Here is a 24,303-nt window from a genome sequence, read left to right as displayed (position 1 = left end):
CTGCACGACGACCCGGTGCCGGCAGGCCCCGATACGGTCGGTACGTGGCGGCGTTCGGCGCGGTGAAGCGGCGGCTGCGGCACGGCTCGCTGCTGGTCGACGCGGCCCTGCCGGCCGTCGTGCTGCTCGGCTACTGCCTGGTCCTGTCGGTTGCGCCGGCGTCGTCCGGGGTTCGGCTGACACCGGCGGCCGCGGTCTGGGCGGCGGTGGGGGTGCTGCCGATGGTCGGCCGGCGCCGCTGGCCGGCACCGGCCGTGTTGGCCACCCTGGCGCTGACGCTGCTCGGCCTGGCCTGGCCGGTGACGACGCAGACGCAGGGCATCGCGGTGATCGTGCTGACCTACGGGGCCGCCGTGCGGCGGCCGTGGCGGCGGGCCGCGCCGACGTTTCTCGTGCTGTGGCCGGCGTCGATGGTGGTGGGCGCGGTGCACCGGTCCGCGGCCAGCAGCGTGCTGTTCGCGCTTCTGGTCGACGTGCTGATCGCGATGATCTGCTTCGTGCTCGGGCAGTACCAGCGCACGCGCCGGGCCTACCTGCAGGCGCTGGAGGCGCGGGCCGCCGAGGCGGAGCGCAATCAGCGGGTGCTCGCCGGCCAGGCCGTGGCCGAGGAGCGCAGGCGCATCGCCCGCGAGCTGCACGACGTGGTGGCGCACCACGTCAGCGTGATGGGGGTGCTCGCCACCGGGGCACGGCGCAGCCTGGCCAAGGACCCGGCCGGCGCCACCGATGCGCTGGGCAGCATCGAGCAGACCGGCCGAACCACGCTGCGGGAGCTGCGCCGGCTGCTGGATGTGCTGCGCAACGACGAGGAGTCGACCGAGGAGTCCGGTGAGCTGGCCCCGGCGCCCGGGCTGCCGGCGATCGCCGGCCTGGTCGCGTCGGTACGGCAGGCGGGGCTGCCGGTCGACGTGCAGGTCGACGGCGAGCCGTACCCGGTGGATGCCGGGATCGGGCTCGCGGTGTACCGGCTGATCCAGGAGGCGCTGACCAACGCGGTGAAGCACGCCGGCCCGGCGAGTGCCCAGGTACGGCTGGGATTCGGGCCGAGCGCGCTGACCGTCGAGGTGTTCGACACCGGGCGCGGGCCGGCCGCGGACGCGGGCCGACGGGGCGGGCACGGCCTGGTCGGCATGCGCGAGCGCGTCGCCCTGTACGGCGGGGAGCTCGCCACCGGACCCCGGCCCGGCGGCGGGTTCCGGGTGTACGCGAGGATTCCCATGGACACTCTGGAGGGGCTGTCCCGGCTCCCCGACGCCGCCGGGCACCACCCGGCGGCCGACGCGCGGCCGCAGGGGCCGGCGTGAACACGCAGGATCGGTGGGTGGCGCAGGTGGAGCAGGCAACACGTCCGGTACGGGTGCTGCTTGTCGACGACCAGCCGCTGCTGCGGACCGGGTTCCGGATGGTGCTGGGCGCCGAGGACGACGTGGACGTGGTGGGCGAGGCCGGCGACGGCGTCGAGGGTGTCGAGCTGTCCCGCCGGCTGCTGCCCGACGTGGTGCTGATGGACATCCGGATGCCACGGATGGACGGGGTGGCCGCGACCCGGGCGATCGTGCAGGCCAAGCTGCCGGTCCGGGTGCTGATCCTGACCACCTTCGACCTGGACGAGTACGTGGTGGGTGCGCTGCGGGCGGGTGCCAGCGGCTTCCTCGCCAAGGACGTACCGGCGGAGGATCTGGTCACCGCGATTCACACGGTGGCGGCCGGCGAGGCGGTGGTGGCGCCGCGCATCCTGCGCCGGCTGCTGGACCAGTTCGGTACGTTCCTGCCCGACCCCGACGCGGCTCCCCCGGCACGCATCGACGTGCTGACCGAACGTGAGCGCGAGGTGTTGGTGTGGGTGGCCCGCGGGCTGTCCAACGCCGAGATCGCCAAGCAGCTGTCGGTGTCGGAGACGACCGTCAAGACGCATGTCGGGCATCTGCTGACGAAGCTCGACCTTCGAGACCGCGTGCAGGCGGTCGTCCTCGCGTACGAGACGGGCCTGGTCCGGCCCGGCAGCTGACCGGCCACCCGCCCGAGGGCGAGACGGGTCTCCTGCCTGAGGAGGAGTCGGGGTCATTCCCCGACCCGGCTTACGGGTCGCGCCGGATGAGATGCCGGGGCCCGCTTCCGCCGCTGGACGGAGCCGACGACAGTCCCCGTGTACGACGCATCGGGCCATCACCGCCCGTAACGTCAGGGGAAGGTGGCGGGGTCGGCCCGCCGAATCGGTGATGGGGGAGGATCGTGGCGACAACGGTCACCACGGCGACGGGCGTCGCGGCCCGAGCGGTGGACGTGTGGAAGCTGTACGGCACCGGCGAGGCCCAGATCGCGGCGCTGCGCAACATCAACGTCGAGTTCGAGCGGGGGCGCTTCACCGCGATCATGGGGCCGTCCGGCTCCGGCAAGTCGACGCTGATGCACTGCCTCGCCGGGCTGGACTCGACCAGCCGGGGCACGGTGTACATCGGGGAGACCGAGGTGACCCGCCTCGGCGACAAGGGCCTGACCGAGCTGCGGCGCGACAAGGTCGGCTTCATCTTCCAGCAGTTCAACCTGCTACCGACGCTGACCGCGCAGGAGAACATCCTGCTGCCGCTGTCGATCGCCGGCCGCAAGCCGGACCAGGCCTGGTTCGACACCATCGTGGACACGGTCGAGCTGCGGGACCGCCTGGGGCACCGTCCGACGCAGATGTCCGGCGGCCAGCAGCAGCGGGTGGCGTGCGCGCGGGCGCTGGTGTCGCGGCCCGAGGTGGTGTTCGCCGACGAGCCGACCGGAAACCTCGACTCCCGGTCCGGCCAGGAGGTGCTCGGGTTCCTGCGCGACTCGGTGCGCCAGTTCGGGCAGACCATCGTGATGGTCACGCACGACCCGAACGCCGCCTCGTACGCCGACCGGGTGGTGTTCCTGGCCGACGGCGCCATCGTGGACGAGCTGCACGACCCGAACGCCGACGCGGTCCTGGAGAAGATGAAGAACCTGGACAAGGTCGGCGAGCACCCGCGGGGTGACGCCTGATGTTCCGGGCAGTGCTGAAGAGCCTGCTCGCCCGCAAGATCCGACTCGTGCTGTCGGGCCTCGCGGTCGTGCTGGGCGTGATGTTCGTGGCCGGCTCGCTGGTGCTGACCACGTCGCTGGGCGACTCGTTCAGCAACCTGTTCGCCACCGCGTACCAGAACACCGACGTGCAGGTGGCGCCGAAGCCGGCGCCGGGGCAGAACGCCGACTCCGGGCCGTCCGCCGCGCGCGGCGCGACCGTACCCGAGTCGGTGGTGCGCACCGTGCGCGGTATCGACGGGGTCAAGGCAGCGCACGGCGAGGTGATGACCAACGGCACGATCCCGCTCGGCTCGGACGGCAAGGCGATCGCCTCCACGACCGGCCAGCAGTACGGCGGGAACTGGAGCGGCACCGACAGCGTGGTGCAGCTGCGCTCCGGGCGCGGGCCGCGGGCACCCGACGAGGTCGTGATCAACGCCGGGCTGGCCAAGACCGGTCACTTCGCGCTCGGCGACAGGATCAAGGCGATCATCAACGGCAAGCCCCACGCGTTCCGCGTGGTCGGCATCTACGGCTACTCGGGCGACCGGGACTCGCTCGGCGGCGAGACGAGCATGCAGTTCACCACGCCCACCGCACAGCGTCTGCTGCTCGGCCGCACCGGGGTGTACAGCGACGTCACGGTCACCGCGGCCGCCGGCGTGTCGCAGCAGACGCTCGCCGACCGGATCGGCAGCCGGCTGGGCGACGGGTACAAGGTGCAGACCGGCCAGGAACTGGCGAAGAAGACCACGGACTCGTTGAAGGAAGGGCTGAAGTTCCTCAACTACATCCTGCTCGGCTTCGCCGGGGTGGCGTTGTTCGTCGGCGCGTTCCTGATTCTCAACACGTTCTCGATCATCGTCGCGCAGCGCACCCGGGAACTCGCGCTGATGCGGGCGCTGGGCGCCAGCCGGCGGCAGATGATCGGCTCGGTGCTGCTGGAGGCGGTGGTGATCGGCGTCCTTGCCGGCGCGCTGGGCCTGCTGGCCGGTATCGGCGTCGGCGCCGCCCTGGGGTACGTGTTCACCCACGTCGGCGGCGGCAACCTGCAACTGTCGATCGGGGTACCGGCCAGCGCCGTCATCGCCTCGTTCGCGGTGGGCATCGTGATCACCGTGGTGGCGGCGCTGTTCCCGTCGCTGCGCGCCTCCCGGATCCCGCCGGTGGCGGCGATGCGGGACGCCGCGACGCCCGACCGGCCGCTGACCCGGATCAGCATCGCCGGCGGCGTGGTGTTCGTGGGCGGCGCGGTGGTGCTCGGGCTCGGCCTGTTCGGCTCGCTGTCGGGTACCGCGACGCTGTGGGCGATCCTCGCCGGTGTGCTGATCGCCTTCATCGGGGTGGCGCTGCTGACCCCGCTGATCGCCCGGCCGGTGGTCGGCGCGATCGGCCGGCTCATGTCGTTCAGCACGCCCGGCAAGCTGGGCCGGCGCAACTCGGCCCGCAACCCGCGGCGTACCGCGGTGACCGCGGCGGCCCTGATGGTCGGCATCGCGCTGATCACCGGCGTGTCCACGGTGCTCTCGTCGGTACAGACCAGCATCGACAAGCTGGCCAACGAGCAGATCAGGGCCGATCTGATCGTCTCCGGCCAGCAGACCTCCGAGGTACCGCCGAGCTTCGACACGGCACTGCTGGGCCAGATGCGCGACATCTCCGGGGTCTCCTCGGTCGCCGGCATCTACCGGTCGAGCGCGCAGGTCGACGGCAAGAACACCGCGGTGGCCGCGACCGACGACCTCGCGGCGCTCGGGACGTCGCTGAGCCTGCACCGCTCGTCGGGCTCGATCTCCGGCCTCGGTGACCACCAGGCGATCGTGGACAGCAAGACCGCGAGGTCCGACCACCTGAAGGTCGGCGACACGGTACGCGTGCGGCTGCCGCGCGGTGGTGGCACCTACACGGTGTCCGGGATCTACTCGTCCCGCGAGGGCGGCATGTCCGGCTGGTTGCTGCCGCACGCCGCGGTCGGCGGGTTCGGGCTCACCAACCCGACCTCGGCGTACGTCACGGTGTCCGGCTCCGCTTCGACCGCCTCGGTGAAGAAGCAGGTGGACGCGCTGCTCGCGGACAACCCGCTGATCACCGTGGCCGACCGCAGCGACTACGTGCACCAGCAGACGTCGACGTTCGACACGGTGCAGACGATGATCCAGATCCTGCTGACGCTCGCGATCATCATCGCCGCGCTCGGGGTGGTGAACACGCTGGCGCTGTCGGTGATCGAACGCACCCGGGAACTGGGGCTGTTGCGGGCCATCGGGATGAAGCGCCGGCAGGTGATGGGCATGATCACCGTGGAGTCGGTGACCATCTCGGTGTTCGGCGCGGTACTGGGGCTCGCGGTCGGCGCCGGGCTGGGTGCGGCGGTGGTGCGCGCCCTGCACGACCAGGGGATCACCCAGCTCAGCTTCTCCTGGGGGCTGATGGTGGCGTACCTGATCCTCGCGGCCGTGATCGGCGTGCTGGCGGCGATCCTGCCGTCGATCCGCGCCGCCCGGCTCAACGTGCTCAACGCCATCGCGTACGAGTAGGGGCGCGACCTGACCGCCGCCGACCGCCTCCCGGTCGGCGGCGGTCTCGTCCAGTCGGCCGGGCCCCAGCCGGCGGCGGCGGCCCGGCCACGCCGGCGGGCTACCTCGGCGTACCGCACGTCGAAGTCCACTGTGGATAGTCGGGGCGTCGGTGCCGCCCACGCGTCATCGGTGGCTGCTACGGTCACGCGATGAGCGAGAACACCCGGCGCCGGCTCGGCGTGATGTACGACCGGGATCGCCCGCCGGAAGGACTGCCCGCGTTCGCCCGCGGGCTCGACGAGCTGCCGGTCGACGATCTGTGGGTCGTCGAGGATCTGGGCTGGGCGGGCGGCGCCACCTCGGCGGCGATCGCGCTCGGCGCCAGCCGCCGGCTGCACGTCGGGTACGGCATCGCGCCGGCGCCGCTGCGCAACCCGGTCCTGCTGGCGATGGAGCTCGCCACCCTCGCCCGGGTGTACCCGGGGCGGCTGACCGCCGGCATCGGTCACGGCGTCGGGGGGTGGATGGCGCAGGTCGGCGCCGGCACGCCGAGCAAGCTGGCGCTGCTGGGCGAGACCATCACCGCGGTGCGTACTCTGCTGCGCGGCGAGACGCTGACCGTGCACGGCGAGGCGGTTCGCGTCGACGGGGTCCGGCTGGTGCACCCGCCCGAGGTAGTCCCGCCGGTGGTGGCCGGGGTGGTCGGGCCGCGCTCGCTGGCGCTGTCCGGCCGGGTCGCCGACGGCACGATCCTGCCGGAGGGCATCGGCCCCGACCGTGCCATCGCCGCCCGCACCCACATCGACGCACCCGGCCCGCACCAGCTGACCGTCTTCACCTACCTCGCACCCGACCCCGACCTTCCGGCGTTTCGCGAACTGGTCGCCGGTCAGGTGGGCTGGCTCAGCGTCGCGGAGGCCGACCTGTACTCCGCGGTGGGCGCGCCCGCCGTCACCGCCGAGCGGGTCCGCGCGCTGTGGGACGCCGGCGTCGACACGGTCGCGGTCCGCCCGCTCACCGCCGATCCGCTCGCCGAGATCCGCGCCCTCACCACCGCCCTGGCCCGCTGACCCGAGCCTCTGACGCGAACTGCGACAAAACTCGCCCGACGGAACCCGTCTGGCCCGAGCGTCCATCCCGCGCCGGCACCCGCCTTCCAGACGCTCAGGTTTAGTGATTGGTATACTTCGGCGATGTCCGCTGGCGGAGAATGGGAAATCTATGTCGTCAACGAGGTCCGCGAGTGGCTCGACGCACGCCAGCACGACGTTCGTCTTCGGGTGGCCGCAGCGATCGATCTACTGGCCGAGCATGGGCCGGGCCTGGGCAGACCGGCCGTCGATACGCTGCAGGCGTCGTGTTTACCCAACCTGAAGGAGCTGCGGGCCGGAAGCATCCGCGTGCTGTTCGTGTTCGATCCGTGGCGGTCGATCATTCTCCTGGTCGCCGGGGACAAAGCCGGACAATGGACCACCTGGTACCGCGAGTCGATTCCCTTGGCGGAGTTTCGGTACGACAGATACCTGTACGAACGCAGGCAGGAAGAGGGTGACGTCGATGAGTAGCCAGGTTCGGTGGAGCGACCTACGCGACGAGTACGTCGAGCAGGCCGGTGGCGAAGCGGCGTTCCGGTCGGAGAAGGAGCAGGTTCTCGCCGAACTCATCGGGTCGCGCCTCGCGGAGATCCGACGGCAGCGGGGCCTCACCCAGCAGCAGGTCGCCGACCGGATGGGGGTGACCAAGGGCAGAATCTCGCAGATCGAGCGGGGCAAGATCTCCGGACAGGACGTCGTCGCGAGGTTCGCCGTTGCGCTGGGTGGTCAGCTTCACCAGGCGATCTACTTCGACGATGGAAACATCGCCGCGATCGCCTGAGCCTCCGCCGGCGCCGCCGTACTGGGCAGGTGGGGCGCCGGTGGCAGACCCGTGCGTGGGACCCGGTACACGGACGCGGTCAGTGCGGGTCGGTGGTGAGGATGGCGCCGACGGCGGTGCGCTCGTAGCAGACGTGGCGGCCGGTGCGGTGCGCGGTGACCAGGCCGGCGTCGCGCAGTACCGCGAGATGCGCCGAGACCGACGAGACGGCCAGGCGCAGCCGCGCGGCGAGCGCCGTGGTGGTGGCCGGTTCGGTCAGAGCGGCGAGGATCGCGGCGCGGTTCGCGCCGAGCAGGCGGGCCAGCGACGCCGACGTGGTCGGCCCGGGCCGCCACAGCCCGTCGATGCCGCGGGCCGGGTAGATCACGGTCGGCTGCCACGGCGGCGCGAAGCCGCTGATCGGCTCCGGCCAGCAGAACACGCTGGGCATCAGCAGCAGGCCACGGCCGGCGAGTTCCTGGCGGCGCGGCGTGCCGTCGGCGGTCAGTACGCTCAGCGTGTCGTCGACGAACCGCAGCCGCGGATGCAGGTCGGCGAACAGCGCCTGTAGCCCACCGACCGCCAGCTTGCGTGCCCGGTGAGCGATGTCGGCCTCCAGCACGGTACGGATCCGGGGCCAGTCCGGGGCGACCAGCGCCCGCCACGCCTGCTCGGTGACGGCGGCGAGCCGGCGGATCGCGGCGGCGGGGTCGGCCAGCAGCCGGCGCCCCGCGACCGAGTCGGCGGCGCCCGGCGAGGTGTCGAGCGATCGCCGCAGCTCGGTACGCGCCAGCTCCGGGTCGGTGGCGGCCAGCCGGTCGAGTTCGTCCGCGAAGGAAGCCACCGTCGTGTACGGCGTCGCCGGCGGCGGGCCGAGGAAGTCCGGCGTGTAGCCGGCATCCGGCATCAGCAGCGACAGCTCGGTGAGGTCCAGGCCGCGCGCCGCGGCCCGGGTCCGCCGCAACCACGGCAGGTGGTAGGCGTGCCGCCCGGCGCGGCGCAGCGTCCGGACCGCCTCGTGCGTCTCGCACAGCGGTGAGAGCGCGAACCGGCACCGCGCCAGGTCGTCCACCCCGAACCGGATCCGCAACGGCACGGCCGCTCCCCCATCTTTCGGCTCCAGCCGAAACAGTAGGTCGCGCCGGCCGCGCCCGGCACGCTGCCCGCCATGTCGTCCGCGCGCAGTGCCGGCTACCGCTCCGTCTTCGCGGTACCGGAGTTCCGGGCCGTGTTCGCCGCCCACGTCCTGTCCATGCTGGGCGAGGTGCTCGCCGAGATCGCCCTGTCCGTCCTGGTGTACCGGCTGACCGGGTCACCGCTGCTCAGTGCGCTGAGCCTGGCACTCGGGCTGCTCCCGTACGCGCTCGGCGGCACCCTGCTGTCGTCGATCGCCGACCGCTTCCCCACCCGCCGGGTACTGGTCGGCTGCGACCTGCTGTGCGCCGCCGGCGCCGCGGGCCTGGTCGTACCGGGCATGCCGGTCGCCGCCCTGCTCGTGCTGCGGTGCCTGCTCGCTGCGGTGGCGCCGGTGTTCACCGGTACCCGGGCCGCGACGCTCACCGACATCCTCGGCACCGGCGACCGGTACGTGCTCGGCCGGTCGGTGATCCGGCTGGTGTCGCAGTCGGCGCAGCTGGCCGGGTTCGGGATCGGCGGACTGCTGCTGCTCGCGGTGTCGCCTCGCGGCGTCCTCGCGGTGACCACGGCGACGTTCCTCGCCTCGGCGACCGTGCTGCGGCTCGGTACCCGCGCCCGGCCGGCCGGCCCAGGGTACCACCGGCGCGCTGGTCGGTTCCTCGCTGGGCGCGGTGCGGCGGCTGCTCGCCGACGGGCGGATCCGGTCGCTGCTGGTCTTCGCCTGGGTACCGCCGATGTTCGTGGTGGTCGGCGAGGCGCTGCTGACCCCGCTCGCCGCCGCCGCGCACGCCTCGTCCGCCTGGCTCGGCCTGCTGATGTGCGGGATGCCGGTCGGCGCGGTGCTGGGCGAGACGCTCGCCGGCTCCCTGCTGGGGCCACGCGGGCGGGCGCGGCTGATGGCGCCGGCCGCGCTGTGGGCCGCGGTGCCCTCGCTGGCGTACGCGTTCGATCCACCGTTGTGGCTCTGCGTCGCCTGCCAGGTGGCGACCGGGCTCGCGATCACCTACAGCCTCGGGCTGGACCGGCGGTTCCTCGCCGCGGTGCCCGAGTCGTTGCGTGGCAGCGCCCTGACCCTGCTGACCGCCGGCCAGATGACCGCCCAGGGGCTCGCGATGACCGTGGCCGGCGCCGCCGCCGACGTACTGCCGGTACCGACGGTCATCGCGGCCGGCGGGGTGCTCGGCGTCGTGCTGCTGCCGTTCGTGCTGTGGCAGGTCCGGCTCGCCGACCGGTCCGGCGCCGACGCCGGGGTCCCGCTCGCCGGCCAGGCCTGACGCCCGCCAGCGCGGCCCATCTCCCCGCCAGGGCGGCGCGGCGTCCGTCGGCGCTCGCCCGCTGTGTCAGCACGATCCGGTGGCCACGTAGGTCTCGTCGGCGGGTGCGGCGAACCTCAGCGGGTGGCGGCGAGGCGGCGCAGGTAGTCGACGTCCACGTCGACCAGGCTGCCGACCAGGGTGACGCCGGCGATGCCGGACAGGTCCACCTCGCTGGGTACGCCGAGGACCACGCAGCCGGCGCCGCGGGCGCTCGCCAGGCCGGTCGGCGAGTCCTCGATCGCCACGCAGTGCGCGGGGTCGGCTCCGAGCAGCTGCGCGGCGTGCCGGTACGGCGCCGGGTCCGGCTTGGTCTCGGCGATGTCGTCGCCGCAGACCACCGCGGTGAAGAAGTCGCGGCCGATCGTGTCGAGCGCCTTCTCCACCAGGCGGCGGCGGGTCGCGGTGACCAGCGCCGCCGGTACACCGGCGGCCCGGACCGCGGCGAGCAGGTCGCGGGCGCCCGGCTTCCAGACCAGGCCCTCCGCGAACAGTTCGCCCATCCGGTCCTCCAGCCAGGCGACGCTGGCGGTGGTGTCGTCCAGCGGCAGGCCGAGATCCTCGTGCAGGATCACCATCGACCGGCTCATGTTGGTACCGACCATGTCGGCGCGGGCCCGGTCGGAGAGCCGGCCGCCGAGCTTGCCGGCCAGCTCGTACAGGGCGATGGTCCACACCTTCTCGCTGTCGACGAGGGTGCCGTCCATGTCGAACAGCACGGCGGCGAGATCGGTGGTCGTCTGCATGGCCCCGATCCTGCCGGTCGGCGCCGGCCGGCGCCGCAACCCGCCGGTCCGGCGTGGCGCGCGTCACTGCCCGCTATGCAGCCTAGGTAACTGAACCGATGCCGCCAGAACGGGCGGTACCCGTCGACCCAGGTGCCGCACGGGTCGACCCAGGTGGCGCCCGGGCCGGCGCCAGGACGGGTCGGAACCGGCCGTACCACTCGGTCCGTCGTGCCGCGCGGGCGGGCGCCGGGAAACAAGGGGCAGCGCCGGGAAGCGAGCGGCGGCCGTCACCCGTCCACGTACAGGCAGAAGGGGTGGCCGGCCGGGTCGAGCAGCACGCGCACCGACTCCTGCGGCTGGAACTCGGCGAGCCGGGCACCCAGCCGCCCCGCCGCCGCGACCGCGACGGGCAGATCGGACACCTCGAAGTCGAGATGCAGCATCATCTGCTGGGCGTCCCCGGCGGGCGGCCACACCGGCGGGCGGTACTCCGGTGAGCTCTGGCAGGCCAGGTAGGCGACGCCGTCCGGCGGGCCGACCGTCGCGAACTCCGGCCCACTCGAGGCGAGCTGCCAGCCGAGCAGATCGGCGTAGAAGCGGGCCAGCGCCGGGCCGTCCGGTGCGTCGAGCACGACGCCCCAGTAGTCGTGCCGGCTCTCTCGCGGGCCGCTTCCGTCGAGGCGTCCGTCCATGCGCCCATGGTGCACCGCGGGCCGCGCGGAAACTCGATGGCGTGCCGCTTTCATCGTTGATGGGCTACCCCGATGGACTGGGTAAGGGACTTCTACTCGACAACCGGCCGGTGGTGGGCGCCCGCGATGGCCGGCATCGGCCAGCGTGAGCGCCGTCGCGCCGCGCTGGTGGACCGCGTCTGCGGGGCCGGGCCGTACCGGGTTCTCGAACTCGGCGCCGGCTTCGGCAACACGGCCGCCGCGCTCGCCGAACACGGGCACGACGTGACCGCGGTGGAGATCAGCGACCGGGCCGAGCAGGCGCAGCGGTACGTGGGTCCGCGGCTGCAGGTGGTGCAGGAGGACTTCTACGCCGTCGAGCTGCCCGGCGGGTACGACGCGGTGTGCTACTTCAACGGTTTCGGCATCGGGACCGACACCGACCAGCGCCGGCTGCTGCGGCGCATCGCCACCGAGTGGCTGCGGCCGGGTGGCAGCGCGCTGATCGACGTGATGAACCCGTTCGTGTGGGCGCGGTGGGCCGGCGACCGGGAACACCAGGACGCCGACCCGGCCAACGGCTACGCGTACACGGTGGACGAGCGCACCGACTTCGACCCGGTGCGCAGCCGCTACACCGACACCTGGTGGGAGACCGACCGGCCGGACGAGGCGATCACCCAGGTCGGCCGGTGCTACAGCCCGGCCGACCTGGTGCTGCTGCTGGAGACCACCGGGCTGCGCCTCGACCAGCTGTGGGTCGACGGCGAGCCGCTGGAGCTCACCGCCGACCACGCCGGGAACGCCACGCTGCTGCACCGCGCGCACGAGTATCTCGCGGTGCTGCGGCACGCCGGGTCGGCGACGTCCCGGTAAGGACGCCGCCGACCGTCAGCGGGCGTTGAAGTAGCTCGCCTCGGGGTGGTGGACGACCAGCGCGTCGGTCGACTGCTCCGGGCTGAGCTGGTACTCCTCCGACAGCGAGACGTTGATCCGGTCCGGGTCGAGCAGCGAGACCACCTTCGCCCGCTCCTCCAGATCCGGGCAGGCCGAGTAGCCGAACGCGTACCGGCAGCCGCGGAACTCGGTCTTCAGCATGCCGGCGAGATCGCCCGGGTCGGAGTCGGCGACGGTGGTGCCGCCGGGCAGCACCAGCTCGGTGCGGATCCGGCGGTGCCAGTACTCCGCGAGCGCCTCGGCCAGCTGCACCGACAGCCCGTGCACCTCCAGGTAGTCGCGGTAGGCGTTGTCGGCGAACAGCTTCGCGGTGTAGTCGCTGATCGCCGGGCCCACCGTGACCAGCTGGAACGCCACCACATCGAGCTCGCCGGACTCCTTCGGGCGGAAGAAGTCGGCGATGCACAGCCGGCGGTCCCGACGCTGCCGCGGCAGGGTGAACCGGGCCCGCTCGGAGTGCCCGTTCTCGTCCAGCACGACGAGGTCGTTGCCCTCCGAGTAGCACGGGAAGTACCCGTACACCACGGCCGCCTCGATGAGCTTGTCGGTGGCGAGCCGCTCCAGCCAGTACCGCAGCCGGGGCCGGCCCTCGGACTCGGCCAGCTCCTCGTACGACGGGCCGTCACCGCCACGGGTGGGCTTGAGCCCCCACTGGCCGAGGAAGGTGGCCCGCTCGTCGAGCATCGCCGCGTAGTCGTTGAGCGGGATGCCCTTGGCCACCCTGGTCCCGAAGAACGGCGGCCGGGGCACGTCCACGTCGGTCGCGACGTCCGAGCGCACCGACGCGTCGTACAGGTCGGGGGCGGTGTCGGCGACCATGGACTGCTGCCGGGCCCGGCGCTCGCGCCGCTTCGCCAGCTGCGCCTCGCGCTCCGGGTCGATGACCGGTGCGCCGCCGCGGCGGGCCGCCATCACCTTGTCCATCAGCGACAGGCCCTCGAACGCGTCCTTGGCGTAGTGCACGTCGCCCTCGAACTGGCCGCGCAGGTCGTCCTCCACGTACGCCCGGGTCAGCGCGGCGCCGCCGAGCATCACCGGCCAGCGCGAGTGCAGCCCGCGGGCCATCATCTCGGCCAGGTTGTCCTTCATCACCACGGTCGACTTGACCAGCAGGCCGGACATGCCGATGACGTCGGCCTGGTGCTGCTCGGCCGCCTCCAGGATCGCCGCGATCGGCTGCTTGATGCCGATGTTGACGACCGTGTACCCGTTGTTGGACAGGATGATGTCGACCAGGTTCTTGCCGATGTCGTGCACGTCGCCCTTGACCGTGGCCAGCACGATCGTGCCCTTGCCGGCCTCGTCGGTGGCCTCCATGTGCGGCTCCAGGTAGGCCACCGCGGCCTTCATCACCTCGGCCGACTGGAGCACGAACGGCAGCTGCATCTGGCCGGACCCGAACAGGTCACCGACCACCTTCATGCCGTCCAGCAGGATGTCGTTGACGATGTCGAGCGCCCTGTACCCCTCGGCCAGCGCCGCGGCGAGATCGTCGTCCAGGCCGTTGCGCTCGCCGTCGATGATGCGCCGCTTGAGCCGTTCGACCAGCGGCAACGCGGCGAGCTCCTCCGCCCGGCTGGCCCGCGCGGACGCCGCGTCGACGCCCTCGAACATCTCGATCAGCTTCTGCAGCGGGTCGTAGCCCTCCCGGCGCCGGTCGTACACCAGGTCGAGGGCGACCTCGCGCTGGTCGTCCGGGATCTTCGACATCGGCAGGATCTTGCTCGCGTGCACGATCGCCGAGGACAACCCGGCCTGCACGCACTCGTGCAGGAACACCGAATTGAGCACCTGCCGGGCCGCCGGGTTCAGGCCGAACGACACGTTCGACACGCCGAGGGTGAAGTTGACCTCCGGGTACCGGGCGTGGATGCGCCGGATCGCCTCGATCGTCTCCAGCGCGTCGCGCCGGGTCTCCTCCTGCCCGGTGGACACCGGGAAGGTCAGGCAGTCGACCAGGATGTCGGCGGTGGACAGGCCCCAGTTGCCGGTCAGGTCCTCGATCATGCGGACCGCGACGCGTTCCTTCCACTCCGCGGTCCGCGCCTGGCCCTCCTCGTCGATGGTCAGCGCGACGACCGCGGCGCCGTGCTCGCGGATGATCGGCATGGCGCGGGCGAACCGGGACTCCGGCCCGTCGCCGTCCTCGTAGTTGACCGAGTTGACCACGCACCGGCCGCCGAGCGTCTCCAGGCCGGCCTCGATCACCGCCGGCTCGGTCGAGTCGAGCATGATCGGCAGCGTGCTCGCGGTGGCGAACCGGCCGGCGATCTCGCGCATGTCCACGCTGCCGTCCCGGCCGACGTAGTCGATGCACAGGTCGAGCAGGTGCGAACCGGACCGGGCCTGGTCCCGGGCGATCTCCACGCAGCCGGCGAAGTCGCCGGCGAGCATCTTGTCCCGGAACACCTTCGAGCCGTTGGCGTTGGTGCGCTCGGCGATCATCAGCACGCCGGCGTCCTGCCGGAACGGCACGTGGTGGTACATCGAGGACACGCCGGGCTCGGTGCTCGGCGTCCGCGAAGCCGGGGTCGTGCCGGCGACCCGCTCGGCCACCCGGGCGATGTGCTCCGGCGTGGTGCCGCAGCAGCCGCCGACCAGCGACGCACCGTAGTCGGACACGAACTCGTCCAGCGCGGCGGCCAGCTCGTCCGGGGTCAGCGGGTAGCGGGCGCCGTCCGGGGTCAGCTCCGGCAGGCCGGCGTTGGGCATCACCGACAGCCGCACCCGGGCGTGCTGGGACAGGTAGCGCAGGTGCTCGGCCATCTCGGCCGGGCCGGTCGCGCAGTTGAGGCCGATGAAGTCGACGCCCAGCGGCTCCAGCGCGGTCAGCGCCGCGCCGATCTCGCTGCCGACCAGCATGGTTCCGGTCGTCTCGACCGTGACGTGGCAGATCAGCGGCACCGTGACACCGGCCGCGGCCATCGCCCGCTTGGCCCCGATCACCGCGGACTTGGCCTGCAGCAGGTCCTGGCAGGTCTCCACGATCAGCGCGTCGGCGCCGCCGGTGATCAGGCCGGCCGCGGCCTGCTGGTACGAGTCGCGCAGGGTGGCGAACGGCGCGTGGCCGAGCGTGGGCAGCTTCGTGCCGGGCCCCATCGAGCCGAGCACGAACCGCGGCCGGTCCGGACTGGACCAGCCGTCGGCGACCTCGCGCGCCAGCCGGGCGCCGGCCTCGGCGAGCTCCGTGGTGCGCTCGACGATGCCGTACTCGCCCAGGTTGCCGAAGTTCGCGCCGAACGTGTTCGTCTCGACGCAGTCGGAACCGGCCGCGAAGTACGCGTCGTGGATGCCGCGCACCACCTCGGGCCTGGTCACGTTGAGGATCTCGTTGCAGCCCTCGTGGCCCTGGAAGTCGTCCAAGGTGGGGTCGGCGGCCTGCAGCATGGTGCCCATCCCGCCGTCGGCGAGCAGCACCCGGTCACGGACGATGTCCAACAGCTTCGCGTTTGCCACCCGCCAAGGCTAGCGGCGCGCCAGCCACGCCGCTCGACCGGCACTCCCCGCCCATCACCGGGTGGACCGGCGGCGGGACACCCAGCGTCGCCTAATGCGTAGATAATCCGGTTCATCCTTGTATCGGCGTGTCGCCGGAGCGCCCGCGGCCGGTGTCGGTGGCTCGACGTAGGCTGGCCGCGTGACCGAGTTCGACGGACTTCCCGTGCTGCGCTCCCCCGTGTTGATCGCCTCGTTCGAGGGCTGGAACGATGCCGCCGACGCCGCGACCGCGGTGGTGGACCACCTGCGTACCGCGTGGCAGGCGCGGCCGATCGACCAGATCGACCCGGAGAGCTACTACGACTTCCAGGTCACCCGGCCGACCGTGACGATGTCCGAATCCGGCCCGGACGTGATCGAGTGGCCGACCAGCCGGTTCTACCTGTGCCACCTGCCCGAGGCCGAGCACGACGTGGTGCTGCTGCGCGGCATCGAACCCAACATGCGGTGGAAGAGCTTCTGCGACGACATCCTCGACGTGTGCCACCGGCTGGAGATCGACCAGGTGGTGCTGCTCGGCGCGCTGCTCGCCGACGTGCCGTTCAGCCAGCCGCTGCCGATCACCGGCAGCACCCAGGACCCCGACCTGATGCGCCGGCTCTCGCTCGCCCCCACCAAGTACGAGGGGCCGACCGGCGTGGTCGGTGTCCTGCACGAGGCGGCCGAGCACGCCGAGCTGGACGTGATCTCGTTCTGGGCGCACGTGCCGCACTACGTCAGCCAGCCGCCCTGCCCGAAGGCAACCCTCGCGCTGCTGCACCGGGTCGAGGAGGTGCTCGACCTGCCGGTGCCGACCGGCAATCTGGAGGCCGACGCCGCCGACTGGGAGGAGCAGGTGCGCGAGCTGGTCGCCTCCGACTCCGAGATCGCCGAGTACGTGCAGTCGCTGGAGCAGCGCGACGACGAGCCCGGGCTGGAGCCGCTGTCCGGCGACGAGATCGCCAAGGAGTTCGAGAAGTACCTGCGGCGCCGCGGCGGCGGCCCCGCCGCCCGCTGACCTACCCTCGCCCACCCGCCCCGGCGCCGATCCCCGGCGCCGGGGCGCTGTGCGTGGCGTCGCCGGCTCGACCATCGGTGCGCCCCGCGGTCGAGTGCTCCGGCCGTCCAGCCGAACGCCGAACGTCCCGCGGTCGAGCGCTCCGGCCGGCGGGCCGGACGCCCGACCGGGTAGGGCCGGGGACCGTGGTGGCCGCGGCCGGCCTCGCGCTCGGTTGGTGACGCCCGGCGCGTCGTGCATGCCATCCTAGGAAGCTAGGGCTTATGCTGACCCGCAGCGACGCGAGGAGGCGAGCCGTGACGATCAACCCCGGTACGGCGGAGGCACCCAGCCGGCAGATCGCCGAACACCTGCGGGCGGCGATCCGGTCCGGTTCGCTGCAGCCCGGCGACCGGCTGCCGTCGATCCCGTCGCTGTCGGCGAGCTACGGGGTCGCCCGGCAGACCGTGCAGCGCGCGTTCGACCAGCTGCGCGTCGAGGGACTGGTGCTGACCAAGCCCGGCTCCGGCACGTTCGTGCGCGGCAGCCGCCGGCAGATGCACCGGCTGTCCCGCTCCCGGTACGGGCGGGCCCGCGGGTACCACCGCGACATGCCGGTGCGGTACCGGCAGCGGGTCATCTCGGCCGGCACCGAGGCCTGCCCGGACGACGTGGCCCGCGCGTTCGGCGTCGAGGTCGGCACCCCGCTCGTCCTGCGCCGGCACGTGCTCTACCTGGGCGACCAGCCGGCGGAGGTCGGGGCGAGCTGGCTGCGGCCGGCCGACGTCGCGGGCAGCGGGCTGGACACCCTGGACGCGCCGCGCGGGCCGCTCTACCTGGCCGTCGAGGAGGCCACCGGCCGGCGCTACACCAAGGCCAGCGACCACATCACCGCCAGGCAGCCGAGCCGTACCGAGGCGGAGCTGTTGCAGATCCGGCCGGACACGCCGGTGCTCGCGCTGCTGCACGTGGCCCGGGACGAGCGCGGCGAGGTGCTGGAGGTCAGCCAGGCCACCTGGCCGGGGCCGGGCACCATGCTGGTCGACGAGTACCCGGTGCCGCAGGGGCCGGAGCGCCCCGACCCGCGCGAGGACGACGGCGGCTTCGACATCGTGCTCGCCTGATGCTCCAGGTCTGCCTGAACGGCGCCCACAACCGGGACGAGTGCCCGGCGCTGCCGATCACTCCGGCCGAGCGGGCACGCGCGGCGCGCGGGGCGGTCGCCGCCGGCGCCCGGGTTGTGGTCGCAGACCCCGGCGCGCAACGGTTCCGCACCCGGACGGGGCGGCTGCCGGTGCTGCGGATCCCCGCCGAGGTCACCGACACCGACCCGGACAGCGCCGCGGGCACCGCGGTACGGCTGCTCGACGAGATCGCTGGCTCGCGCTTCCCGGTGCTGCCCGGCGAGGACGGTGGGGCCTGGCCGGTGCTGCGGCTGGCACTCCGCCGGGGCCTCGACACCCGCATCGGCCTGGAGGACACCCTGCGACTGCCCGACGGCTCGATCGCGGCCGACAACGCCGCGCTGGTGCGCGTCGCCGTCGCGACCGGTTGAGGCGGTCGGCTGACGTCGCCCGAGCGAGCGTCCGGCCGGCACCATGGGCGGCGGCGGGACCCCGCCGCATCGACCCACGGAAACGGGACCGGACATGACCAGTAGCAGTACCCACGTCGTCCTCGGCGGCAACGGCATCGTCGGCCGCGAGACCGTCCGCGCGTTGCTCGACCGAGGGCTGGACGCCGCGTCCGTCGGCCGCCGGCCCGCCAGCGTCGACGGCGTACGGAACATCCGCGCCGACCTGCTCGACGCCGGCGCCGTCAAGCGTGCCGTCGCGGGCGCCGACGTCGCCTACCTCACCGCCGGGCTGCCCTACTCCGCGCGGATCTGGGGCGAGCAGTGGCCGGTCATCGTGCGCAATGCGATCGCCGCGGCACTCGCACACGACACCCACCTGGTGTACTTCGACAACGTCTACGCCTACGGCCGGGTCGACGGCCCGATGACCGAGCAGACCCCGATCCGCCCCACCAGCCGCAAGGGTCGGGTACGGGCCGGCGCGATCGACCTGCTCGACCGGGCCGCGGCCGAGCAGGGGCTGGTGCGCACCGTCGCACGCAGCGCCGACTTCTACGGGCCCGGCGCGACCACCAGCGTGTTCAACACCTACGCGGTGGACCGGATCGTCGCGGGCAGGGCCGGCAGTTGGCTGTTCGACGGCGACCAGCCGCACTCGATGACCTACACCCCCGACATCGGTGCCGCGCTCGCCATCCTCGGTACGCAGCCCGCGGCCCGCGGACGGACCTGGCACCTGCCGACCGCGCCCGCGCTCACCGGCCGCCGGTACCTGGAGCTGGCCGGCGGGTCCGGCCGGATCATGGGCACCGGCACCATCCGGCTCGGCGCGCTGGTCAACAGCGGCGCCCGGGAGACGCTGGAGATGGCCTACCAGTACACCGCGCCGTACCTGTTCGACTCGACCGCGTTCGAGACGACGTTCGCGCTGGCACCGACCCCGTCGGTAGACGGCATCGCCGCCTCGCTCGACGCCGCCCGTGCCGCCCGGCCGGCCCGGTAGCAGCAGGGGGCCCGCAACGGAAGGCCGGGCGAGCAGCGAGAGACCGCCCGGTTGCCGGAGACCGGGTGGCGCGGCGGCCGACGCAGCAGCGGGAGACCGGCCCGGTAGCGAGACCGCACGGTAGCGCGGACGGCTCAGTACCGAGACCGGACCGGTGGCGGGAGGACAGCCCGGTTGCGCGGGCGGACGGTCAGAGGTGGATGCCGAGCAGCGCGTCGACGGCGTCGGCGACGAGCGCCGGCGCGGCAGTGTCGGTACCCTCGTCGCGACACCAGTCGTCGACCGCGGCGAGCGCTCCCGGGGTGTCCAGATCGTCGGCGACCCGCTCGCGCAGCCGCGCCACCAGCGCCGCACCGTCCGGTCCGGCCGGCCGGGCCACCCCGGCCCGCCAGGCGGCGAGCCGCTCGCGGGCGGTGTCGAGCTGCTGCTCGGTCCACTCCCGGTCATCGCGGTAGTGCCCGGACAGCAGGCTGAGCCGGATCGCCGCCGGCTCCTCGCCCCGGGCCAGCAAGGTGGAGACCAGCACGAGGTTGCCCTTGGACTTGGACATCTTCTCGCCCTGCCAGCCGATCATCCCGGCGTGCACGTAGTGCTCGGCGAACGGCCACGCCTCGGTGAGCGTCTCCGCGTGCGCGGCGGACATCTCGTGGTGCGGGAAGATCAGGTCGTTGCCCCCGCCCTGCACGTCGATCCGGTTGCCCAACTGCTGGAGCGCGATCACCGCGCACTCGATGTGCCAGCCCGGGCGGCCGGCGCCGAGTTCGGACTCCCAGCTCGGCTCGCCGTCGCGGGCGGTGCGCCACAGCAGCGGGTCGAGCGGGTCGCGCTTGCCCGGCCGTTCCGGGTCGCCGCCCCGCTCGGCGGACAGCGCGAGCATCGTCTCCCGGTCGTAGTTCGACTCGTACCCGAAGCGCTTCGCCGCGGCCACGTCGAAGTAGACGTCGCCGGTCCCGTCGTCGATCCGGTACGCGGCGTCGACGGCGAGCAGCCGGCCGACCAGCTCGGCGATGCGCGGGATCGACTCCACCGCACCCACGTAGTGGTCCGGCGGCAGCACCCGCAGCGTGGCCATGTCGGTACGGAACAGCTCGGTCTCCCGCTCCGCCAACGCCGTCCAGTCGATGCCGTCGCGCTCGGCCCGCTCCAGCAGCGGGTCGTCGACGTCGGTGACGTTCTGCACGTAGCGCACCGGGTGGCCGTTGTCCCGCCAGGCGCGGTTGATCAGGTCGAAGGCGATCATCGTGGCGGCATGGCCCAGATGGGTCGCGTCGTACGGCGTGATGCCGCACACGTAGATCCGGCCCGCGTCGGCCGGCGCGGCCGGGCGCACGGACCGGCTCGCCGTGTCGTACAGCCGCAGCTGCGTTCCGGAGCCGGGAAGACGGGGCAGCTCGGGCGCCGACCAGGTATCCATACCCGCCAGCGTAACGACAGCCACCGATGCCCACCCGGTACCGGGTGGGGGTGAGCGTGGGCACACTCCGCAGGGTGCGCCGGCGTCGGTGGGAAACAATCTTGCCGGACACAGGGAGGGTGGTTCATCGATGGCCGAGATCGCCGAGCTGGCGCGCTTCGTGGCGCTGCCGCCGGAGGAGTCCGCCTGGCTGGCCGAGCTGGCCGCGGCGACCGGGCCGGACCTTCCGCTGCCGGGCGAGACGCAGGCACGACGGTTGCTCACGCTGCTGGACATCCCCGCCGGCGACCACGCCGAGGCGCTCGCCGCCGCGCCGCACCCGGACCGTGACCCGCAGCTGTGGTGGCTGCTGCAGCACGGCCGGCGGCTGCTCGACCAGCGTCTCGGCGACCAGACCCCGCTGGCCAGCTGGCCCGAGCTGCCGGAACGGCTGGGCGCGGCGGGCCGCTGGTTCTACCTGTGGACGTTCCTCGCCGCGACGCCGCAGCTGCTGGACTACCACGAACGGCACGGCGTCGACTCCGCGGTGAGCGCCGCCACGCTGGCCGACCTCGGGTCGAAGGCGGCGCTGCGCCGGCGCACCCGGGGCGAGGCCGGGTTGGACAAGCAGGACTGGTTCACGCTGCACTACCGTGGCCTGCTGTACGCGCTGGGCCGGTTGCAGTTCAACGTCTCCCGGGTCCGCGACGAGGCGGACACGCTCGCCCCGGGCACGCCGTGTCTGGGCACCCACATCCCGGAGACCGGGCCGATGGCGCCGGCCGACTGCGACGCGTCGTTCGCCGCCGCGCCCGGGTTCTTCGCCGCGCACTTCGGCACCCGGTACCCGGTCGCGACCTGCACCTCGTGGCTGCTGGACGACCAGCTCGCCGACTACCTGCCGGCAGAGTCGAACATCCTGCGCTTCCAGCGGCGGTTCCGGCTGGTCGACGACGGGTTCGCGGACGGCCTGGACGGCGACGCGAACGTGCTGGAGTTCGTGTTCCGCCGGATCGGCCCGGACCTCGACCGGCTGCCCCGGGACACCACCCTGCAGCGCGCGGTCGTCGACCACCTGCGGGCCGGCCGGCACTGGCGGGTCCGCACCGGCTGGCTCCCCCTCGCCACCGGCTGACCGCCGCGGGCACCGTCGGCCGCCGACGCCGCCCGGGCGACCCGCGACACCGGGTCCGGCCGGTCGGCGAGCCGGTTGCTCAGACCGGGGGCCAGGGCAGCGCCGGCCAGTCGTCGCCGGGCAGCGGGAACCGACCGGCCGCGAGCAGCCGGTCGACCCGTACCCGGGTGGCCCGCACCTCGATGCGGGTCAGGTGCTCGGACAGGTGGTCGCCGAGGTCGGCAACCAGCGCGTCGCGCAGCTCGCGCAGGGTGTCGGTGACGCCGGCCGGCAGCCGTTCGCCGGCCCAGCCCCACAGCACGGTGCGCAGCTTGTCCTCGGCGTGGAAGCACACGCCGTGGTCCACCCCGTACAACTGGCCGTCGGTGCCGGGCAGCACGTGCCCGCCCTTGCGGTCGGCGTTGTTGACCACCACGTCGAACACCGCCATCCGGGCCAGCCGCTCGTCCGGCGCGTGTGCCAACACGTACGGCTCGCCCGCCTCGCCGCGGGCCGCCGCAATCGGCCGCCACCCGTCCGGTACCGCGTCGGCCGGCACGAAGCCGACCGGGTCGGCGTCGTCGTCGGTGTCGATCCACAGCTGGCAGGCGCCCGGGCCGAACGGGCCGTCCCGCAGCACCGTCGGCGGCACCACTCCCCAGCCGGTCGCCGCCGACACCAGGTACGCGCCGACCTCGCGACCGGCGAGCGTGCCGTCCGGGAAGTCCCACAGCGGGCGCTCGCCGCGCACCGGCTTGTACACGCAGCGGGCGCGCACGCCGTCGAGCGTGATCACCGCCCGCATGCTGGCGTTGGACGAGCCGGGCAGCAGCCCCTCCGGCTCGATCGACCCGTGCCGCAGCAGCCGCTGCGCCGCCTCGTCGTCCAGCCGCGGGGTACGGACCGGGTCGGCCACCGGGTCGCTCACCGGCACCGCCCCGCCGCGCGCGGTCCGGGCGCCCGCACCGCGCACGACCGGTACCGGTGGCCCGAGGTGGGTGCGCCGCGCCGCCAGCCCAGCACGGCGACGGGCCGCCGTCCTCCCGGTGCGGGAGCGCACCGTGCCATCCCGACCTCCCCAGTCAGATCGCCCGCGTGCTGCCATTGTGCCGCGCGGCGGGTCGGGCGAACCACGGACGCGGGCGGAGTCACTCGCCGCTCGGGACCATCCGGTGGTAGCCGTTCTGCCGCGGGCACAGGTGGCCGTCCGGATCGAGCGGCAGGCCGCACAGCGGGCACGGCGGCCGGCCGGCGGACACCACCCGCCGGGCCCGTTCGATGAACGCCCGCACCTGCCGGGGGCCGAGTCGCACCCGCAGCAGGTCGCGGGTCTCGTCGTCGAGGTCGGAGCCGGCCGGCTCGTCGTCCTCCTCGGCCGGCAGCTCACCCTCCGCACCGGCGGCGACGGCCTCGATCAGCACCGTGTTGTCGTCGGAGTCCCAGGCGAGGCCGAGCGTGCCGACCCGGAACTCCTCGTCGAGCGGGGTGTCCAGCGGCTCGTTGTCGGTGGTCAGCGGATCGGGCGAGTCGGGAATGTCGGCGTCGAACCGACGGGCCGCCTCGGCCAGCAACTCCTCCAGCTTGTCGGCGAGCAGCGTCACCTGGATCTTCTCCAGGGCGACGCTGATCACCCGGCCGCCCCCGCGGGCCTGCAGGAAGAACGTCCGGTCACCGGGCTCGCCGACCGTGCCGGCGACGAACCGCTCCGGTGGCTCGAAGTCAAAGACCTGGCGTGACATCCTTCGACCCTATCCGCCCGGTGCGGCGACCGCCCGCGCGCGCCCACCGGCGTGCCGCCCGAACCGCCCCCGGTTCCTCGACGATGCCGCGGTCAGGTCGCGCCGCCACCGACCGCCGCGTCGGAGCTCGGCTTGCGCCGCCGCCGCCGTTTCTTCGCCACCAGCCCGGACAGGTCGCTGCCGAGGTCGTTGAGGTGCATCACGAACGGGCGCAGCGGCGTGTACCGGATCACCGTCACCGAGCACGGCGAGGCGGTGATGCGCTGGAACTGGTCGAGGTGCAGGCCGAGCGCGTCGGCGGCGATGGCCTTGATCACATCACCGTGGCTGCAGGCCAGCCAGAGCGCGTCCGGCCCGTACTCGGCGGTGATCCGGCCGTCCCATTCGCGCACCGCGGCGACCGCGCGGGCCGAGGTCGCGGCGAGCGGTTCGCCACCGGGGAACACCGCCGCGGCCGGATGCGCCTGGACGACCTTCCACATCGGCTCCTTGGCCAGCTGCTTGAGCGGCCTGCCCTCCCAGTCGCCGTACCGGCACTCCCCGATCCGGTCGTCGGTGACCGGGGCCAGGTCGGCGCGGTCGCCCAGCACGACCTCCAGGGTCTCCCGGCAGCGCTGCAACGGGCTGCTGAGCACCGCGCGCCAGGGCAACGCACCGAGCCGGGTGGCCGCCGCCGCGGCCTGGGCACGTCCGGTGTCGTCCAGCCCGACGCCCGGGGTCCAGCCGGCCAGCACCCCCTCGGCGTTGGCGGTGGTGCGACCGTGCCGCAGCAGTACCAGGATCGCCATGGCGCAA

The 24,303-nt window shown here is 73.3% G+C and carries 22 protein-coding genes and 1 pseudogene; 15 read left to right on the top strand and 8 right to left on the bottom strand.

Annotation, left to right across the window (positions count from 1 at the left end; translation table 11 throughout):
- Positions 1 to 44: 44 nt before the first annotated feature.
- The 7 genes from Asera_RS21605 (at position 45) to Asera_RS21575 (ending at position 7,424) form a co-directional block, all read left to right on the top strand.
- Positions 45 to 1,304: a sensor histidine kinase gene (locus Asera_RS21605; protein WP_157034791.1), complete on the top strand. Its 1,260-nt coding sequence runs from the start codon at positions 45 to 47 to the stop codon at positions 1,302 to 1,304.
- On the top strand, positions 1,301 to 2,008 hold the full coding sequence (locus Asera_RS21600; protein WP_280529740.1) for a response regulator transcription factor: 708 nt from the start codon (positions 1,301 to 1,303) through the stop codon (positions 2,006 to 2,008). Before Asera_RS21605 ends, Asera_RS21600 begins: the two co-directional genes overlap by 4 nt.
- A gap of 224 nt (positions 2,009 to 2,232) precedes the next feature.
- Positions 2,233 to 3,009, top strand: coding sequence for an ABC transporter ATP-binding protein (locus Asera_RS21595; protein ID WP_030446138.1), 777 nt, complete (start codon positions 2,233 to 2,235; stop codon positions 3,007 to 3,009).
- Positions 3,009 to 5,567 carry an ABC transporter permease gene (locus tag Asera_RS21590; protein ID WP_030446139.1) on the top strand — a complete coding sequence of 853 codons (2,559 nt, stop codon included), beginning with the start codon at positions 3,009 to 3,011 and terminating at the stop codon, positions 5,565 to 5,567. The genes Asera_RS21595 and Asera_RS21590 overlap by 1 nt, the downstream gene beginning before the upstream one ends.
- Before the next feature lie 191 nt (positions 5,568 to 5,758).
- A complete protein-coding gene (locus Asera_RS21585; protein WP_030446140.1) occupies positions 5,759 to 6,619 on the top strand; it encodes an LLM class flavin-dependent oxidoreductase in 861 nt (286 codons plus the stop codon).
- Positions 6,620 to 6,742: 123 nt separating this feature from the next.
- On the top strand, positions 6,743 to 7,114 hold the full coding sequence (locus tag Asera_RS21580; RefSeq protein WP_030446141.1) for a type II toxin-antitoxin system RelE/ParE family toxin: 372 nt from the start codon (positions 6,743 to 6,745) through the stop codon (positions 7,112 to 7,114).
- Complete coding sequence (locus tag Asera_RS21575; RefSeq protein ID WP_030446142.1) at positions 7,107 to 7,424, top strand: helix-turn-helix domain-containing protein; 318 nt, start codon at positions 7,107 to 7,109, stop codon at positions 7,422 to 7,424. The genes Asera_RS21580 and Asera_RS21575 overlap by 8 nt, the downstream gene beginning before the upstream one ends.
- Before the next feature lie 79 nt (positions 7,425 to 7,503).
- Here the strand turns inward: Asera_RS21575 and Asera_RS21570 are convergent, their stop codons facing one another.
- Complete coding sequence (locus tag Asera_RS21570) at positions 7,504 to 8,499, bottom strand: ArsR/SmtB family transcription factor (protein WP_030446143.1); 996 nt, start codon at positions 8,497 to 8,499, stop codon at positions 7,504 to 7,506.
- A gap of 72 nt (positions 8,500 to 8,571) precedes the next feature.
- On the opposite strand from Asera_RS21570, the pseudogene Asera_RS34040 reads away from it, so the two are divergent.
- Both Asera_RS34040 and Asera_RS21560 read left to right on the top strand, forming a co-directional pair.
- Positions 8,572 to 9,120, top strand: a pseudogene (locus Asera_RS34040) (MFS transporter); the annotation flags it as partial.
- 91 nt (positions 9,121 to 9,211) lie between these two features.
- Positions 9,212 to 9,814 (top strand): MFS transporter, encoded by a 603-nt coding sequence (locus Asera_RS21560; protein ID WP_211255574.1) that lies wholly within the window; start codon positions 9,212 to 9,214, stop codon positions 9,812 to 9,814.
- 116 nt (positions 9,815 to 9,930) lie between these two features.
- Here the strand turns inward: Asera_RS21560 and Asera_RS21555 are convergent, their stop codons facing one another.
- Entirely contained in the window at positions 9,931 to 10,572 is a 642-nt protein-coding gene (locus Asera_RS21555; protein ID WP_030446144.1) for an HAD family hydrolase, read from the bottom strand.
- A 296-nt stretch (positions 10,573 to 10,868) separates the two neighbouring features.
- Positions 10,869 to 11,273 carry a VOC family protein gene (locus Asera_RS21550; protein ID WP_030446145.1) on the bottom strand — a complete coding sequence of 135 codons (405 nt, stop codon included), beginning with the start codon at positions 11,271 to 11,273 and terminating at the stop codon, positions 10,869 to 10,871.
- A 72-nt stretch (positions 11,274 to 11,345) separates the two neighbouring features.
- On the opposite strand from Asera_RS21550, the gene Asera_RS21545 reads away from it, so the two are divergent.
- The gene (locus Asera_RS21545; RefSeq protein WP_030446146.1) at positions 11,346 to 12,128 is read left to right on the top strand and encodes a class I SAM-dependent methyltransferase; all 783 of its coding nucleotides are present in this window, start codon (positions 11,346 to 11,348) and stop codon (positions 12,126 to 12,128) included.
- A gap of 15 nt (positions 12,129 to 12,143) precedes the next feature.
- Here Asera_RS21545 and metH read toward each other — a convergent pair whose 3' ends face one another.
- Positions 12,144 to 15,650, bottom strand: coding sequence for a methionine synthase (gene metH, locus Asera_RS21540; protein WP_030446147.1), 3,507 nt, complete (start codon positions 15,648 to 15,650; stop codon positions 12,144 to 12,146).
- Positions 15,651 to 15,846: 196 nt separating this feature from the next.
- Between metH and Asera_RS21535 the strand changes: the two genes are divergently transcribed.
- The 4 genes from Asera_RS21535 (at position 15,847) to Asera_RS21520 (ending at position 19,262) form a co-directional block, all read left to right on the top strand.
- The gene (locus Asera_RS21535) at positions 15,847 to 16,704 is read left to right on the top strand and encodes a PAC2 family protein (protein ID WP_030446148.1); all 858 of its coding nucleotides are present in this window, start codon (positions 15,847 to 15,849) and stop codon (positions 16,702 to 16,704) included.
- Between the two features lie 296 nt (positions 16,705 to 17,000).
- The gene (locus Asera_RS21530) at positions 17,001 to 17,807 is read left to right on the top strand and encodes a GntR family transcriptional regulator (protein ID WP_030446149.1); all 807 of its coding nucleotides are present in this window, start codon (positions 17,001 to 17,003) and stop codon (positions 17,805 to 17,807) included.
- Positions 17,807 to 18,238, top strand: coding sequence for a 3-keto-5-aminohexanoate cleavage protein (locus Asera_RS21525; RefSeq protein WP_051802203.1), 432 nt, complete (start codon positions 17,807 to 17,809; stop codon positions 18,236 to 18,238). The genes Asera_RS21530 and Asera_RS21525 overlap by 1 nt, the downstream gene beginning before the upstream one ends.
- Before the next feature lie 94 nt (positions 18,239 to 18,332).
- The gene (locus Asera_RS21520) at positions 18,333 to 19,262 is read left to right on the top strand and encodes an NAD-dependent epimerase/dehydratase family protein (RefSeq protein WP_030446151.1); all 930 of its coding nucleotides are present in this window, start codon (positions 18,333 to 18,335) and stop codon (positions 19,260 to 19,262) included.
- 190 nt (positions 19,263 to 19,452) lie between these two features.
- Here the strand turns inward: Asera_RS21520 and mshC are convergent, their stop codons facing one another.
- On the bottom strand, positions 19,453 to 20,676 hold the full coding sequence (mshC, locus tag Asera_RS21515; RefSeq protein WP_030446152.1) for a cysteine--1-D-myo-inosityl 2-amino-2-deoxy-alpha-D-glucopyranoside ligase: 1,224 nt from the start codon (positions 20,674 to 20,676) through the stop codon (positions 19,453 to 19,455).
- Positions 20,677 to 20,806: 130 nt separating this feature from the next.
- On the opposite strand from mshC, the gene Asera_RS21510 reads away from it, so the two are divergent.
- Positions 20,807 to 21,790 (top strand): acyltransferase domain-containing protein, encoded by a 984-nt coding sequence (locus Asera_RS21510; RefSeq protein ID WP_030446153.1) that lies wholly within the window; start codon positions 20,807 to 20,809, stop codon positions 21,788 to 21,790.
- A gap of 79 nt (positions 21,791 to 21,869) precedes the next feature.
- Here the strand turns inward: Asera_RS21510 and Asera_RS21505 are convergent, their stop codons facing one another.
- From Asera_RS21505 to Asera_RS21495, 3 genes are all read right to left on the bottom strand, one after another.
- Positions 21,870 to 22,697, bottom strand: a complete 828-nt coding sequence (locus tag Asera_RS21505) for an SCO1664 family protein (protein WP_244843977.1) — start codon at positions 22,695 to 22,697, stop codon at positions 21,870 to 21,872.
- 220 nt (positions 22,698 to 22,917) lie between these two features.
- Positions 22,918 to 23,508, bottom strand: a complete 591-nt coding sequence (locus Asera_RS21500) for a DUF3090 domain-containing protein (RefSeq protein ID WP_030446155.1) — start codon at positions 23,506 to 23,508, stop codon at positions 22,918 to 22,920.
- 92 nt (positions 23,509 to 23,600) lie between these two features.
- Positions 23,601 to 24,296: an MSMEG_4193 family putative phosphomutase gene (locus Asera_RS21495; protein ID WP_030446156.1), complete on the bottom strand. Its 696-nt coding sequence runs from the start codon at positions 24,294 to 24,296 to the stop codon at positions 23,601 to 23,603.
- Positions 24,297 to 24,303 lie beyond the last annotated feature (7 nt).

It is taken from the genome of Actinocatenispora sera (assembly GCF_018324685.1).
Taxonomy (GTDB): Bacteria; Actinomycetota; Actinomycetes; order Mycobacteriales; family Micromonosporaceae; genus Actinocatenispora; species Actinocatenispora sera.
Note: the sequence above shows the minus strand (reverse complement) of the source record. Positions and strands in the feature narration are given on the sequence as shown.